Annotated in this window: 9 protein-coding genes and 1 pseudogene; 4 read left to right on the forward strand and 6 right to left on the reverse strand. The window is 71.6% G+C overall.

Features of this window, described 5'->3' with window-relative positions; genetic code table 11:
* Positions 1 to 1778, reverse strand: a pseudogene (locus NBW84_RS13645) (hypothetical protein); the annotation flags it as partial.
* A gap of 447 nt (positions 1779 to 2225) precedes the next feature.
* Here NBW84_RS13645 and NBW84_RS13650 point away from each other — a divergent pair.
* Positions 2226 to 2987: a phosphate signaling complex PhoU family protein gene (locus NBW84_RS13650; RefSeq protein WP_250285107.1), complete on the forward strand. Its 762-nt coding sequence runs from the start codon at positions 2226 to 2228 to the stop codon at positions 2985 to 2987.
* Here the strand turns inward: NBW84_RS13650 and NBW84_RS13655 are convergent.
* The gene (locus tag NBW84_RS13655) at positions 2962 to 3621 is read right to left on the reverse strand and encodes a TetR/AcrR family transcriptional regulator C-terminal domain-containing protein (protein ID WP_250285108.1); all 660 of its coding nucleotides are present in this window, start codon (positions 3619 to 3621) and stop codon (positions 2962 to 2964) included. The two genes, NBW84_RS13650 and NBW84_RS13655, sit on opposite strands and share 26 nt — an antisense overlap.
* A 390-nt stretch (positions 3622 to 4011) precedes the next feature.
* Between NBW84_RS13655 and NBW84_RS13660 the strand changes: the two genes are divergently transcribed.
* The gene (locus NBW84_RS13660) at positions 4012 to 4959 is read left to right on the forward strand and encodes a hypothetical protein (protein WP_250285109.1); all 948 of its coding nucleotides are present in this window, start codon (positions 4012 to 4014) and stop codon (positions 4957 to 4959) included.
* Positions 4960 to 5014: 55 nt separating this feature from the next.
* On the opposite strand, the gene hemC is transcribed toward NBW84_RS13660, so the two are convergent.
* The 3 genes from hemC to NBW84_RS13675 form a co-directional block, all read right to left on the reverse strand.
* Positions 5015 to 5950, reverse strand: a complete 936-nt coding sequence (gene hemC, locus NBW84_RS13665) for a hydroxymethylbilane synthase (protein ID WP_250285114.1) — start codon at positions 5948 to 5950, stop codon at positions 5015 to 5017.
* Positions 5951 to 6184: 234 nt separating this feature from the next.
* Positions 6185 to 8068 carry a Na+/H+ antiporter NhaA gene (nhaA, locus tag NBW84_RS13670; RefSeq protein ID WP_250285110.1) on the reverse strand — a complete coding sequence of 628 codons (1884 nt, stop codon included), beginning with the start codon at positions 8066 to 8068 and terminating at the stop codon, positions 6185 to 6187.
* A gap of 37 nt (positions 8069 to 8105) precedes the next feature.
* Positions 8106 to 8783 (reverse strand): MBL fold metallo-hydrolase, encoded by a 678-nt coding sequence (locus NBW84_RS13675; protein WP_250285115.1) that lies wholly within the window; start codon positions 8781 to 8783, stop codon positions 8106 to 8108.
* Between the two features lie 227 nt (positions 8784 to 9010).
* On the opposite strand from NBW84_RS13675, the gene uvrA reads away from it, so the two are divergent.
* Positions 9011 to 12010, forward strand: a complete 3000-nt coding sequence (gene uvrA, locus NBW84_RS13680; RefSeq protein ID WP_250285111.1) for an excinuclease ABC subunit UvrA — start codon at positions 9011 to 9013, stop codon at positions 12008 to 12010.
* 77 nt (positions 12011 to 12087) lie between these two features.
* Here uvrA and NBW84_RS13685 read toward each other — a convergent pair whose 3' ends face one another.
* Complete coding sequence (locus NBW84_RS13685; RefSeq protein ID WP_250285112.1) at positions 12088 to 12501, reverse strand: SsgA family sporulation/cell division regulator; 414 nt, start codon at positions 12499 to 12501, stop codon at positions 12088 to 12090.
* Between the two features lie 592 nt (positions 12502 to 13093).
* Here NBW84_RS13685 and uvrC point away from each other — a divergent pair.
* On the forward strand, positions 13094 to 14763 hold a 1670-nt coding region (uvrC, locus tag NBW84_RS13690; RefSeq protein WP_250285113.1), incomplete at its 3' end, for an excinuclease ABC subunit UvrC.

A 14763-nucleotide genomic window follows, 5' to 3' on the forward strand; every position in this document is an offset into this window, starting at 1 on the left:
CGGGCGTTCCCGAGTGTGGCGACGGCCCGGCCGGTGTCCATGTTGCTCCGGTCCATGCCGATGACGCCGAGCACTTTTTCCCGGGGACGGGCGGCCAGCGGCACGAGATGATCGCGCGCTACCAGGTCGGCGTACCTCATGTGACTGCCGCCGTTGGCGATGAGGACGCGCAGCGCCATCCTCGGGACGGACGAATCAGCTCCTAACGTCCCGCACTCCGGAATGTCCTGTTTCTGGTTCAGCGTGTGCTGCCAGGTCAACAGCCCTTCCAGCTCCGCGACCTGTGCCGCGGTCCAGTCGGTTTCGGTCTCCCCGGTGAGGCCGGCAAAGTAGACCAGCGTCATGAGCGTGTACGGAATATTACCCGGTGACAGAGCGGCGAGTTTCACCGCGCACCGGTTCTGCCTAGCGATCTCCTGTTGCACGGCGAGCAGACGGTCGCCGGAAATCGATTTTCTCCCGGCGTTGAACCGGTAGCTGCCGTCGCTGTAGCCGACGCACTGGCCGTTGACCCAGGACACCGAGACACCCGTTCGCGACCAGCAGCCGTCATGATCGAATACGTGGGTGCCGTACCGGAGAATCCCGAGGACCACGGCCGCCAGGAGCACGACCGCGAGCGAACGCAGCGCCCATCGGCGCGCCCATAGCGGAGGCTTTGGCGCGGACAGGTGCTGCCCCCATCCCCTGGCATGTGGTCCGACCGTCTCCTCGGACGGCGGTGCTGACGCGAAGGCGGGTATCCGTAGCCACAGCCGCCAGTCCGCGCCGCTGGGTGGCTCGGCAGTGTTCCAGGCGTCGAGCGCGTCCGCCGCGTTGGCGGCGGACAGGAGAGGCTGCGGGGGCGGCTGCGGGATGGTGTCGGCCTGGTAGCCGGCGACCAGCAGGAGGGGGTCGTTCTTCCGGGTGCTGTCGCGGACGGTGATGATCATGTCCAGGAGCCGCTCGCCCTGCGGGTCGTCGGCGATGTTGTCGATGAGAGCCAGGACCCGGGCGGTGCGCCGCCACGCCCATAGCCGCCAGAACCGGCGCCGGTAGACGGCCCGCAGGTCGTGGAGAAAGGCGTCGACCAGCAGATGTTCCCGCTGGGCCTCCTCCTCGGGAACGCGGTGGGTGTCCGCGGCGAGACGGACGGCGAAAGAAGCGAATCCCTCCCCGTTCTCCGCGGGAAACAGCCGCTGTCTCATGAACCAGCGGGTGCGGACCAGGCCTGGCACGGGAATATATCCGGACTGCCAGAGCCGGAACCGGGCCCTCGGCCCGACGATGATGAGCACGGCCAGCAGCAGCCGGGTCAGGCCGGACAGGCCGTCCAGCAGTGGGTTGGCGCCGTTGTGGGCGCCCGCGAGCTTGGCCCGCAGGCGTTCGCCGAGTACCTCTTTCCGGGTTTTGCCAGGGGGAAGAGGAGCGAGTTGCTGCCGGGTCAGCCAGTCCGCGAACACGTACGTACGGAAACGGCATCCCAGGCCGGACGTCTGCGTTTCCAGCTGGTCGGCGAGTGCCTGGAGCACCGGCAGTACATGCGGCTGGCCGTCCGGCCTGGGAAGGGGCGGAGAAGTCGAGTGCCGGCGGCCTTCCGGCGCCAGGTCGAGATAGGCGCGCGGGATCACCGGCGACGGGGACCAGCGTACGCGCTGGCGCACCTCGGTGAGCCAGGGGCCGCTGTCCGGGCCGGCGACCAGGCATACCAGTGGCGCCGACCGGCGTCGCGCGGGATCGACGGCGAGGGAGTGGAGCAGGGTGAGAACAGCGCCTACGCCGTCAAAAAACGGAATCATGACTCCCCCGTATCATTCCCATGGTCAGCACTATGCCACGTAGCGCACCGGATACCGGTTCCGGCCCGGCCCGGCCCGGCGGATCGTCCCTGTCGATTCGGTGGAGGCCGACGGTGCGGAGAAACGGTCGCGCGGTTTTTGACTGGCCGGCTGTCGTCCGGTGGGTGGGCACCTGCTTCCGGTGTGCTTTGCCGTGCTTCACGGTTTCAGGCGTCCGATGGTTGTTCAACCAGTGTTTTGATTTTGTTTTTTTGGCTTGGCCGTCCCGTCTCCGGGAGCCGTGGTTGTAGCGGGACTGCGGGTGGCTACGCCGCACGCTGAGCATGGTTGCTCTTCGTGACCGATCGGGTGGCTCCTCGGAGTGACTCGGATCGTGGCGGGCGGATACCGCGACGACTGTGCGTGTGCGGCTGTATGTATGCGGGCACACAGTGGACGATGGGGGGTATGGACGTTCCCGAACCGCGCCGACTGGAGTACACGGAGGCGCTGCGGCGTCTGCGGATCATGCTGGGTGACCTTGCCGAGCAGACCAGTCAGATCGTCCTCGACGCGACCACCGCGGTGACCGGGCGGGCCGACACCGCCGGTGTGCACGCCGCGGTGGCCTGCCTGCGTGACTGCTGTCAGGACCTCGACGAGGACCTGGTGCTGCTGCTGGCCCGGCAGAACCCGGTCGCCGGGGACCTGCACCTGGTCGTGGCCGGGCTGCGCACCGCCGCGGCGGTGCAGCGGATGGCCGAGCTCGCCGGCCACATCGCCGCCACCGCCGACCTGCGGGCACCCGCCGTCGTGGTCCCGGTCGGGCTGCGTCCCACCCTCAGCCAGCTCGGCCGGCTGTGCGCCGAGCAGGCGAGCAGCCTGGCCACCGCGATCTGCGCCGACGACCCGGCGGCCGCCGCCTGGCAGGTCACCGCGGGCGACGAGCCCATCGACCGCATCCACCGGCGGCTGATGGCCGCCCTCACCGACCCCGGCTGGCCCCACGGCATCCAGCAGGCGGTGGACCTCGCCTTGCTGTCCCGGTACTACGAGCGGTACGCCGACCAGGCTGTCACCGCGGCCCGCCAGCTCGTCCGCCTGCGCTGGGTCCCGTCGCTGTCGGACAGCCCGGACGATCCGGGCCTGCCGGCCGGTCCGGATACCGCCGCTGATCCGCCGGGAGGCCCGGCAGGAGGCCCGGTCAGATCGCCAGGGCGGACAGGATGAGGGTGATGCCGTCGTGGAACTGCTCCTGCATGTCCGTGGCGAGATGGTCGGCGGCCGCGGCGAGGTGTGGATAGCGGGACGCTGACGAAGCGATCGCGGTGATCGGTGTCACGGTGGCGTCCGGTCCTTTTCTGGCGATGGTCGCCGCGGTGTGCCGGGCCTCGGTCAGGGCGTGCCCGAGCGTGTAGAAGAGCAGGGTCGTGTAGGCGTCGGAGGCCTGGCGGTCGGGCAGGCCCGCCTCCCGTAGCAGGCCGATCGCGTGGTTGGTCCGTTCCCAGCTGGCCTCCCCGCCGGGCGGGCGGCGCAGCACGATGGGCGCGAGCGTCGGATGCCGCAGCAGCGATCCGCGCAGCTGCGCGAAGGTCTCCCTGAGGTCGGCCCGGGGATCGCCGGTGTGGGGGAGGGGCTCGTCGCCGCGCACGACCCGGTCGGCGAGCGCCTCCAGCAGCTCGTTCTTGGTCCGGAAGTGCCGGTAGACGGCGGTCGGGTCGATGTTCAGGCGCGCGCCCAGGGCCCGCATGCTGAAGCCGCCGACCCCGCCGATGTCGACGATCTCCATCGCGGTGTCGAGGAGGAGCTGCCGGGACAGCGTGCCGCGAGGGGTGCGGGTGTGGCGGGGCTGCGCGGTCTCCATCGCCGTGGCGTCTTCCTTCGGGATCGGGCGGCCCGGTCGAGGCGGGCCTGGACTGTCCGGGATCGGCCGTGTCGGCGTCCTGCCGGGATCTTCTCAGGGAGACTACAGTGTAGTCAACATTGTTGACGACACCTCTCTGCAATTTGATCTTTATTGTGCAACCGGTGCTATCCGCAAGATCAGATGATTGTTTTGGCGCCCAATAGTTCACTCATGGGAGGCTTGTCCGGTCGCTATCGCACCTATGACATCACTGTCAGACACAAGGAGTAACGACTCTTGGACAAGCCGGTGCCGCAGCCGGACGCTGCAGGCGCACAGGAGGCGGACGTCCGCGTGGACGGCTCCAGGCTCCCGCACGGGAGGCCAGCCGTTCCTGCCGGAGATCCTGTGACCCCGCCGTTCAGTGACGACTTCGAGTCAGGAGTGCACGAGCTCGACGAGGAGCTCGGCGTGCTCCTCGTCGAGGTGAACATGCGCCCGCCGGCGGAGTCCAGCGAGATCGCCCGGGCCATCGAGTCCAGGGCCGCGGCGCTGCGCGCCGGCCGCAACCCGAGCCGGACGCAGGCCATGGTGTTCGACGGGCTCGCCGCCAGGATCGCCATCACCCGCTCGGACCTGGCCGCCATGGCCGGCGACCTGCACACGGCGCAACGTATCGCCGACAGCGCCTACCGGATGGCGGTGGCGTCCCACGACCGGATCATGATCGGTTCGGCCCGCCGGAAGCAGGCTGCGATCGCGATGGAGGCGGGCCGGCCCACGGAGGCCCTGCAAATGATCATGGACGGGCTGCGGCGCTGTCCCGAGGGCCCTGTCGCCGCCGCGCTGCTGGCCCGGCAGGTACAGGCCAACGCGCTGGCCGGAGCGCACCCGGACATCGTCGAGCAGCAGACCGACGACGCCCTGGCGGCGGCCGGCGCGCTGCCCGCCGCCGAGCAGGGCATGCCCGGGCTGTTCTTCACCAGCTACCATCCGGCGGACGCCAAGGAGCGGGCGCTGACCGCGAACGCGCTCGTCGGCCGGGTCCGCCGTGCCGAGAGTCTCTACCGGTGCTGTGTGCCTGTCTTCGACGCGGTCGACATGCCCGGCTGGTCGTCAGGTGTCCGCTTCACGCTGGCCACCGCGCTCGTCCTCAGCGGTGGGCGCCTCGACCTGGAACGGTCGGCCGAACTCGTCGAGGAGGCCGTCACCATCTCGCTGCGCCGCCGTACCGGGGCGCTGTCGGCGAAGGCCGACCGGTGGATCGGCGCGGTCCGCCCGCACGCCGCCGGGACCCGCGCGATCGGGACGATCAGCCGGGTGCGGGCATGGCAGCGAGGCGAGCTCGGCACCTGACCGCCGGGCCCGCGGCCCGGCGGCCGCACTGAACGGGCCTCTCCTTCCGGTCCGTTCAGTGCGGGATGGCGTTCAGGAGGTCCTGGGCGCCCTGGCGGAGCAGCGCCACCGCGACCGACGCCCCCAGGGTCGTCGGGTCCGCGCCGGGGCCCCACTCGTGGGCGTCCAGGACGGTCTTGCCGTCGGGGCTGAACACCTTCGCCCGCAGGGACAGCCGCCCGTCGGGCTCGGTGTGGGCGTGCCCGGCGATCGGCGAGTTGCAGTGGCCCTGCAGGACGTGCAGGAGCATGCGCTCGGCGCTGACCTGCCGCCGGGCGTCGAGGTCGTCCATGCCGGCGACGAGCTCGGCGGTGTCGGTGTCGTCCTCGCGGCACTGCAAGCCGAGCACGCCGGCGCCGATCGGCGGGCACATCGCCTCCACCGAGAGGATCTCGGTGATGCGGCCCGCCTGGCCGATGCGTTCCAGGCCGGAGACGGCCAGCAGCAGCGCGTCGGCCGCGCCGGCGTCCAGCCGGGCCAGCCGGGTGTTGGCGTTGCCGCGGATCGGCACGGTCTCCAGATGCGGGTGGGACTGGGCGAGCTGGGCGATCCGGCGCACGGCGGAGGTACCGACCCGGGCGCCGACGGGCAGCTCGTCCAGGGTGCGGCCGCCGGGGTGGATCAGGGCGTCGCGGATGTCGTCCCGGGGCAGGTAGGCGGCGAAGACGGTGCCGGCCGGGACCGGGCGGTCCCCGGGGACGTCCTTCATACAGTGCACGGCGAGATCGGCGCGGCCGGCGAGCAGTGCCTCGTCGACCTCCTTGGTGAAGGCGCCCTTGCCACCGAGCGCGGACAGCGGGCCCGTCCACCTGTCCCCGCTGGTGGTGATGGGCACGATCTCGGCGGTGAGACCGGGACTGCGGGCTGTCAGCTCCGCGCGGACCCGCTCGGCCTGGGCAAGGGCCATCGGGGAGGAACGGGTACCAATACGGATCAGCCGGGATGCGGACATGGCCACCAGGCTAGTTCCCCGGGCCGCCACAGGCGCCCCGAGACCGCCCGAGTGTCGCACCCACCGCCCGCGCGGCCCGTCCACGGGCCCGCCTGGAGGATGCTCCGCTCCGGTTGGATACTCTGCCGCAACGGCATGGTGAAGGGCCCGTCTCTGTGTCCGAGGCGACAGTGGCTGGGCTGGCTGCGGTTACGGCCGCTCCTACGGCCGCTCCGGGCTTTCCGTCACTGTTCGTCACTGCCTGGCTGTCTGGCGGGCGGCCGTTATGGCCAGGGTGAGGGTCGCGGCGTCGTAGGCGCCGTGGTGGCGCCGGCCGTTGATGAAGAACGTCGGTGTTCCCGAGACGTCGCTGACGTCGGCGGAGGCGATGTCGCGCTCGACCCGGTCGGCACCGGCCCTGGCGCGCAGGTCGGCCCGGAACCGCTCGAGGTCGAGCCCCAGCTCGCCCGCGTACCGCAGCAGATCTCTGACCGTGAGGGCCGACTGGTGATCGAAGAGCAGGTCGTGCATCTCCCAGAACGCGCCCTGCTCGGCCGCGGCCTCGACCGCGATGGCCGCGTACTCGGCATGGGGGTGCACCTTCGTCAGCGGCAGGTGCCGCCAGACATAGCGCAGATCGCCGAAATCCGCGAGCAGCTCGCGGACGACGGCCTCGGCCCGGCCGCAGTAGGGACACTCGAAGTCGCCGTATTCGACGAGGGTCACCGGGGCGTCGAGCGGCCCCCGGATCCGGTCGCGCCCCGGGTCGACGGGCTCGGCGAGGTCGATGATGACCTCGGATACGCCGCGTTCGGCGCGGGCCCGCATCCGCGCCGGCAACATGCCCGCCACCTGGAAGACGATCCAGGAGAGCACGGACGCGGCGAGCGCCGCCATCAGAATACCGATCTTCGCCTCCGCGAGGCGCTCGCCGGTGAACGCCATCGTCGCGATCAGCAGCGGCACGGTGAAGCCGATCCCGGCGAGCACCCCGGCACCGGTGATCGCGTCCCAGCCGACGGGCAGGCGCACCCGGCCGTGGGTGACCGCCCTGACCAGCCACACCGAGCCGACGATGCCCACCGGTTTGCCGAGCAGGTAGCCGGCGACGACGCCGAGCGTCACGGGTGAGTGCAGCGCGCGGCCGAGGACGTCGCCGCTGATCTCGACCCCGGCGTTCGCCAGCGCGAACAGCGGGACGACAAGGTAGCTCGTCCACGGGTGGAAGATCTGCTGGAGGCGGTCGTTCGGCGAGATCGCGTACCAGACGCCGACCCGGGCCCTGCGGGCGAGTTCCGGTGTCGGCTGCTCGCGGAACGACAGGAACAGGTCGGTGGCGCGCTCCAGGTCGCCGCGCCCCGCCGGGTGGGCGTAGGTCAGCAGGCCCATCGCGAGCCCGATGACGATCGGGTCGATCCCGGAGCGCAACAGCGCGGCCCAGGCCGCGAGCCCCAGCGCGGCGTATCCCGCACCGGAGCGCATGCCCGCCGCCCGCGCCGCGAGTATCACCGCGAAGATGCCGAGCCCGGTGGCGAGCGCGCCCCAGACGACGTCCTCGCTGTAGAAGACGGCGATGACGACGAGTGCGACGACGTCGTCGACGACGGTGAGCGTCAGGAGGAACGTCCGCAGCCGCTCGGGGAAGCGTGGCCCGACGACGGCGAGCACACCCAGGGCGAAGGCGGTGTCGGTGGACATCGTGATCCCCCAGCCGCGCGCGGACGGTTCCCCCGCGTTGACCGCCAGGTAGATCAGGACGGGTACGGCCATCCCGGCCAGACAGGCCATGACGGGCAGGGCGAGGCGGCGTCGTTCCCGCAGTTCGCCTATGTCGAACTCGCGCCGGGTCTCCAGCCCGACGACGAAGAAGAAAAGCGCCATCAGCCCGTTGGTGACCCATTCCCGCAGGTCCTGCGCGACGCCCCAGCGGCCGATCCCGATCGACAGCTCGGTTCCCCAGACCGTCTCGTACGACGCGGCGGCGACGTTCACCCAGATCAGGGCGGCGAGCGTCGCCGCCAGCAGGACCGCGGCACCGCCGGTCTCGGTGCGCAGGAACTCCCGCAGCGGCGACCGGCCGCCCGGCCACGGGGTCCTGCCCGCGAACGCCTGGCCCGCCCCCCGGTCCGGTTCCGCCACACCACCGATTCTCGTTCGCCGAAGGCGGGGTGGCCGGTCACCAGCCGCGGGCACGCCATTCGGCGAGGTGGGGGCGTTCCGCGCCGAGGATGGTGTCGTGGCCGTGCCCCGGGTAGATCCAGGTGGTGTCGGGCAGCGGGCCGAAGACCTTGCTCTCCAGGTCGTCCATGAGGGATCTGAACGCGACGGGATCCCCGAACGTGGCGCCCGGGCCGCCGGGGAACAGGCAGTCGCCGGTGAACAGGTGCGGCGCCGCGGTGCCGGCGCCGTGGAGCAGCGCGATGGAGCCGGCGGTGTGCCCGACCAGGTGGATGACCCGCAGGGTGACCTCGCCGACGGTCACCTCGTCGCCGTCGCGCACCAGGGCCGTGGTCGCCACCGGGATGGCGCCGGCGTCGTCGGGATGCGCCACCGTGCGCGCGCCGGTGGCCGCGACCACCGCGGACAGCGCCTGCACGTGGTCGCCGTGGCGATGGCTGGTCACCACGGTCGCAAGGCCGCCGTCGCCGGCGAGGGCCAGCAGCGTGCCGGGCTCGTTCGCGGCGTCGATCAGGAGCTGTTCGCCCGTCGCGGCACATCGCAGCAGGTAGGCGTTGTTGTCCATCGGGCCGACCGCGACCTTGGAAATGACCAGTCCGGGCAGCGTCCGGACGTCCGCCGGCCCACCGACACGTACCGCGCCGGTGTAGCCGTCGCCGTTGATCTCGTGTCCCATCATCCCTCGCCGGCTGTCGGTTGTGCGGGTTTCATCATCCTGCGCTCCGGCATCCTCCGTTCCGGAACTGTCGGAGCCGGTCCGTAGCATGGCAGGCGCGGCGGATGCCACGTCCGGCCGTGGCACGGCCGGTCCCTGGTCCCAAGCCCCACGCTTGGCCTGGCCCCGAGCCTGGTCCCGTACTCGAGAGCCCCATCCTCAAGAGCAGAGCGCGAAGGATTCCCACGATGGCAGACCGTCTCGTCGTGCGCGGCGCGCGAGAGCACAACCTGCGTGACGTCGACCTCGACCTGCCGCGGGACTCGCTGATCGTCTTCACCGGCCTGTCGGGTTCGGGCAAGTCCAGCCTCGCGTTCGACACGATCTTCGCCGAGGGGCAGCGGCGGTACGTCGAGTCGCTGTCGGCCTACGCCCGCCAGTTCCTCGGCCAGATGGACAAGCCCGACGTCGACTTCATCGAGGGCCTGTCACCGGCGGTCTCCATCGACCAGAAGTCGACCTCGCGCAACCCCCGCTCCACCGTCGGGACGATCACCGAGGTGTACGACTACCTGCGGCTGCTGTTCGCGCGGGCGGGCCGGCCGCACTGCCCGACATGCGGCCGGCCGATCTCCCGGCAGACCCCGCAGCAGATCGTCGACCGCCTGCTCGAGCTGCCCGCGGGCACCCGGTTCCAGGTGCTGGCCCCCCTCGTGCGGGGGCGCAAGGGCGAGTACGTCGACCTGTTCGCGGAGCTGCAGGCCAAGGGCTTCGCCCGGGTACGCGTCGACGGCGGCGTCCACGCGCTCACCGACGTGCCGAAGCTGGAGAAGCAGCGCAAGCACACCATCGAGGTGGTGGTCGACCGGCTGGCGGTGAAGGCGTCCGCCAAACAGCGGCTGACGGACTCCGTCGAGACCGCCCTCGGCCTCGGCGGCGGCCTGGCGCTGATCGACTTCGTCGACCGGGACCCCGCCGGCCCCGACCGGGAGCGGATGTACTCCGAGCACCTGGCCTGCCTCTACGACGACCTGTCGTTCGAGGAGCTCGAGCCGCGGTCGTTCTCCTTCAACTCCCCGTACGGCGCCTGCGCGCAGTGCTCGGGCCTGGGCACCCGCAAGGAGGTCGACCCCGACCTGGTCGTCCCCGACCCGTCGCTGTCGCTGGCGGCCGGCGCGGTCGCCCCCTGGTCGGCCGGCCACAACAAGGAGTACTTCACCCGGCTGCTCGAGGCCCTCGCCGCCGACCTCGGCTTCCGGATGGACATCCCCTGGGAGGGGCTGCCGGAACGGGCCCGCAAGGCGGTGCTGTACGGGCGGGGCGAGACCGAGGTCCAGGTCTCCTACACCAACCGCTACGGCCGCTCCCGCCAGTACTACACGGCCTTCGAGGGCGTCGTCGCCTTCCTCCAGCGCCGCCACCGCGAGGCCGAGTCCGACAGCAGCCGGGAGCGCTACGAGGGCTACATGCGCGATGTCGCCTGCTCGGCCTGCCGCGGCGCCCGGCTCAAGCCCGAATCGCTGGCGGTGACGCTGGGCGGCCGGTCGATCGCCGAGATCGCCGGCATGGCCATCGGGGAGTGCGCCGCGTTCCTGCGCACCCTCGAGCTCACCGAGCGGGAGCGCACGATCGCCGGCCGGGTGCTCAAGGAGATCGACGCGCGGCTGGCGTTCCTGCTCGACGTCGGCCTCGACTACCTCTCGCTGGACCGGGCCGCCGGCACCCTGGCCGGCGGTGAGGCGCAGCGGATCCGGCTCGCCACCCAGATCGGCTCCGGGCTGGTCGGCGTCCTCTACGTGCTCGACGAGCCCTCGATCGGGCTGCACCAGCGGGACAACCGCCGCCTCATCCAGACCCTGGTACGGCTGCGGGACCTCGGCAACACCCTGATCGTCGTCGAGCACGACGAGGACACGATCCGGGCCGCCGACTGGGTCGTCGACATCGGCCCCGGCGCCGGGGAGCACGGCGGGAAGGTCGTCGTCTCCGGCTCGGTGGACGCGCTGCTGTCCGCGGAGGCCTCGCTGACCGGGGCGTACCTGTCCGGCCGCCGGGAGATCCCGGTGCCCGGCATCCGGCGTCCGCCGGCCAGGGGCCGGGCGCTGACCGTCCACGCCGCCCGGGAGCACAACCTGCGCGAGGTGACGGTGTCGTTCCCGCTCGGCTGCTTCGTCGCGGTCACCGGCGTCTCCGGCTCGGGCAAGTCGACGCTGGTCAACGACATCCTGGCCACGGTGCTCGCGAACAGGCTCAACGGCGCCCGGGAGGTGCCGGGCCGGCACCGCACCGTCACCGGTGTCGAGCATCTCGACAAGGCCGTCCGGGTCGACCAGTCGCCGATCGGGCGCACCCCGCGCTCGAACCCGGCCACCTACACCGGTGTCTTCGACCACATCCGGCGGCTGTTCGCCGAGACCACCGAGGCCAAGGTCCGCGGCTACCTGCCCGGGCGCTTCTCGTTCAACGTCAAGGGCGGCCGGTGCGAGGCCTGCGCCGGCGACGGTACCATCAAGATCGAGATGAACTTCCTGCCGGACGTGTACGTGCCGTGCGAGGTCTGCCAGGGCGCCCGGTACAACCGGGAGACGTTGGAGGTCCACTACAAGAACCGCAGCATCGCCGAGGTCCTCGACATGCCGATCGAGGAGGCCGCGGAGTTCTTCGCCGCCGTCCCCGCGATCGCCCGGCATCTACGCACCCTCGACGACGTGGGCCTGGGCTACGTCCGCCTCGGGCAGCCGGCGCCGACGCTGTCCGGCGGCGAGGCGCAGCGGGTCAAGCTCGCCGCCGAACTCCAGCGACGCTCCACCGGGCGCACCGTCTACGTCCTGGACGAGCCCACCACCGGGCTGCACTTCGAGGACATCCGCAAGCTGCTCGGGGTCCTCGGCCGGCTGGTGGACGCCGGCAACACGGTGATCGTCATCGAGCACAACCTGGACGTCATCAAGACCGCTGACTGGATCATCGACATGGGGCCGGAGGGCGGCACCGGCGGCGGCCGGGTGGTCGCCGAGGGGCCGCCCGAGACGGTCGCCGCGGCCGCGGAGAGCCACACCGGCCTCTTCCTGCGGGAGATCCTCGGGCAGCGCCTCGACACGGCCCAGCACGACGCGGCGGCGCTGCCCCCGGCGGCAGCAGCATCCTCGGCGAACTCGGCGAAGACCCCGGCCGCACGGGGGGCCGTCTCAGGCCAGCGGCCACCACGCACCTCGCTGCGCCCCGCCGCGGATGCTGTGGCGGGATAACCCCCGCGGCGGGCCCGCCACCAGCCGTCCGCGAGGTCACGGGCGGCTGGTACGGAGGGCTCCGCGGGGGCGGGGGGTCAGTTCTCCAGCAGGTTCGCGAGGACGGTGTCCAGCTCCTCGGCGGTGCCTTCCTGCCCGCGGGGAACGACCCGTTCGGTCGCGTCGAGGAACGCCCGAGCGGCGTCCATGCTCAGCCGGACGGCGGAGCGCAGCTCACCGGCGGTCAGGTCGAGGCGGATACAGCCGCGCTCGGGCTCGGGGGTGATCCGCACGTCGCCGGTGCCGGTGGGCACGTCCAGCCCGGCCCGCAGCGCGTCCCGCAGTACCACCCACGTCCCGCGGGGCAGCGCGGGGTGATCGGGCCGGGAGATGAGCTCCAACGTCACCGCGAGGGGGTCGGCCCGTCGCCAGTTCACCTGCAGCACGGTCAGCCGCCCGCGGGAAGGTGCGTCATCGACGACCAACTCGGTGGTCACGTCCTCCACCTGCATCCGTCGTGCCTCCTTCGTCGTCCTGCGACGCTGTGCACCGCGGTATCGAGGGTGACAGCCAGTCAGGCAAGACGCCACCCGGAAAGCGTGGCGGGATCTGTTCGGGACCAGCTGGGACAAGGCCGGCGCCGACATTGCGGGACCCTGGCCGGGGAGGTCGTCATCTCGATGTCGTGGGGAAGGCGTCTGTCGGCTCCGCCGGCCGTACAGGGCCGGCCGGCTGCGTCGATCATATCGGCCCTGTTCCGCTGTCCGCGCGTCGCCCCGCCGGCCATGCCCGGCCGGCCAGGCCCCGCCCGGCTGGTGAGAGGCGCGCTCACGGCCGGCCCACCACACCCATCCGCCGCCGAGCGTCCGACGGATCATGCTTCGCACACCGCTCATGGTCTTCGAGCATGGGCCCTGGCGTTGCTTCCCGGCGGGCGCGGTGAGCGGGTGTCCGCGAGCTGTGAGATATGCCTGCTCACGTTCACCGCGGGGTGCGCTCGCGCACCAGGTCACGGCCACCCCGCACAGTTAAGTGCTCAGCGTGGTGAAATGGTTACGTGGAGGCGTTGTTCTGTGCCGATCCGGCTCGCCGTAGGCTCGGTTCATGGCTGATCCGGCGTCCTACCGTCCCGCGCCGGGATCGGTTCCGGAGACCCCGGGGGTGTACCGGTTCTTCGACGAGCACGGCCGGGTGGTCTACGTGGGCAAGGCGAAGAACCTGCGCGCCCGGCTGTCGAACTACTTCACCGACATCCACAACCTGCACCCCCGCACCCAGCACATGGTGACGACCGCGAGTTCGGTCGACTGGACCGTCGTATCGACCGAGGTCGAGGCCCTGCAGCTCGAGTACACGTGGATCAAGGAGTTCGATCCCCGCTTCAACGTCCGATACCGGGACGACAAGAGCTACCCGAGCCTCGCCGTCACCCTGTACGAGCAGTTCCCGCGCCTGCAGGTGATGCGCGGCGCCAAGCGCCCCGGCGTCCGCTACTTCGGCCCCTACCCCCACGCGTGGGCCATCCGGGAGACGCTCGACCTGCTCCTGCGCGTCTTTCCGGCGCGCACGTGCAGCACGGGGGTGTTCAAACAGGCTGCCCGCATCGGCCGGCCCTGCCTGCTCGGCTACATCGACCGCTGCTCGGCGCCGTGCGTCGGCCGGGTCGACGCCGTCGAGCACCGTCGCATCGTCGAGGATTTCTGCGACTTCATGTCCGGGCAGACCGGCCGCTACATCCGCAAGCTCGAACGTGAGATGGCCGCGGCCGCGGCCGACCAGCGGTACGAACAGGCGGCCCGGCTGCGCGACGACATCGGCGCGCTGCGCCGGGCGATGGAGAAACAGGCGGTCGTCCTGCCCGACGGCACCGACGCCGACATCATCGCGTTCGCCCAGGACGAGCTCGAAGCCGCCGTGCAGATCTTCTATGTACGTGACGGCCGGGTCCGGGGCCAGCGCGGCTGGGTCGTGGACAAGATCGAGGATCTGACGACGGGGGAGCTGGTCGAGCAGTTCCTCACCCAGGAGTACCTCTCCGACAACGCGGGCACGCCGTCCGCCGGGGCGGACAGGCCGGCGGGCCAGGCCACAGACCAGGCCGCGGGCCCTGATACGAGCCGGGCGGGCGCGGGCCGGGTGGGCACGCGGGTGACGAACGAGATCCCGCGGGAGGTGCTCGTCCCGGAACTCCCACCGGACGCGGACGTGGTCGCGGACCTGCTCGGCATCGCCCGCGGCGGCCGGGTCGACCTGCGGGTCCCCCGGCGCGGGGACAAGCGCACCCTGATGGAGACCGTCGAGCACAACGCCAGGCAGGCGTTCGCCCTGCACCGCACGCGCCGGGCCAGCGACCTCTCCGCCCGCAGCCGGGCGCTGTCGGAGCTCTCCGACGCCCTGGGCCTCGCCGACCCGCCGCTGCGGATCGAGTCGTTCGACATCTCCAACCTGCAGGGCACCGAGGTCGTCGCCAGCATGGTCGTCTTCGAGGACGGGCTGGCGCGCAAGTCGGAGTACCGGCGGTTCGCCATCCGCGGGGCCGACGGGCAGGACGACGTCGCGAGCATGCACGAGACGATCACCAGGCGGTTCAGCCGGTACCTCGCCGAACGGGCCCGGACCGGGGAGTTCGCGGGCCTGCCGGATCCCACCGGCCCTGCCGACGTCACCGACGCCTTGAGCCCGGCGGACCTGCCGGACGCGCCGGCGTCACCGGGCTCTCCGCCGCGGCCGGCCGCCCCGACCGGAGCGGCCGGCCCGGGCACGGCGGCCGGGGC

Source organism: Protofrankia sp. CiP1_Cm_nod2 (assembly GCF_920664355.1).
Classification (GTDB): domain Bacteria; phylum Actinomycetota; class Actinomycetes; order Frankiales; family Frankiaceae; genus Protofrankia.

Coding starts and splice junctions, on each gene's coding strand:
- uvrA (WP_250285111.1), top strand. CDS start 9,011: ATGGCAGACCGTCTCGTCGTGCGCGGCGCGCGAGAGCACAACCTGCGT.
- NBW84_RS13650 (WP_250285107.1), top strand. CDS start 2,226: ATGGACGTTCCCGAACCGCGCCGACTGGAGTACACGGAGGCGCTGCGG.
- NBW84_RS13685 (WP_250285112.1), bottom strand. CDS start 12,501: ATGCAGGTGGAGGACGTGACCACCGAGTTGGTCGTCGATGACGCACCT.
- NBW84_RS13675 (WP_250285115.1), bottom strand. CDS start 8,783: ATGGGACACGAGATCAACGGCGACGGCTACACCGGCGCGGTACGTGTC.
- NBW84_RS13655 (WP_250285108.1), bottom strand. CDS start 3,621: ATGGAGACCGCGCAGCCCCGCCACACCCGCACCCCTCGCGGCACGCTG.
- hemC (WP_250285114.1), bottom strand. CDS start 5,950: ATGTCCGCATCCCGGCTGATCCGTATTGGTACCCGTTCCTCCCCGATG.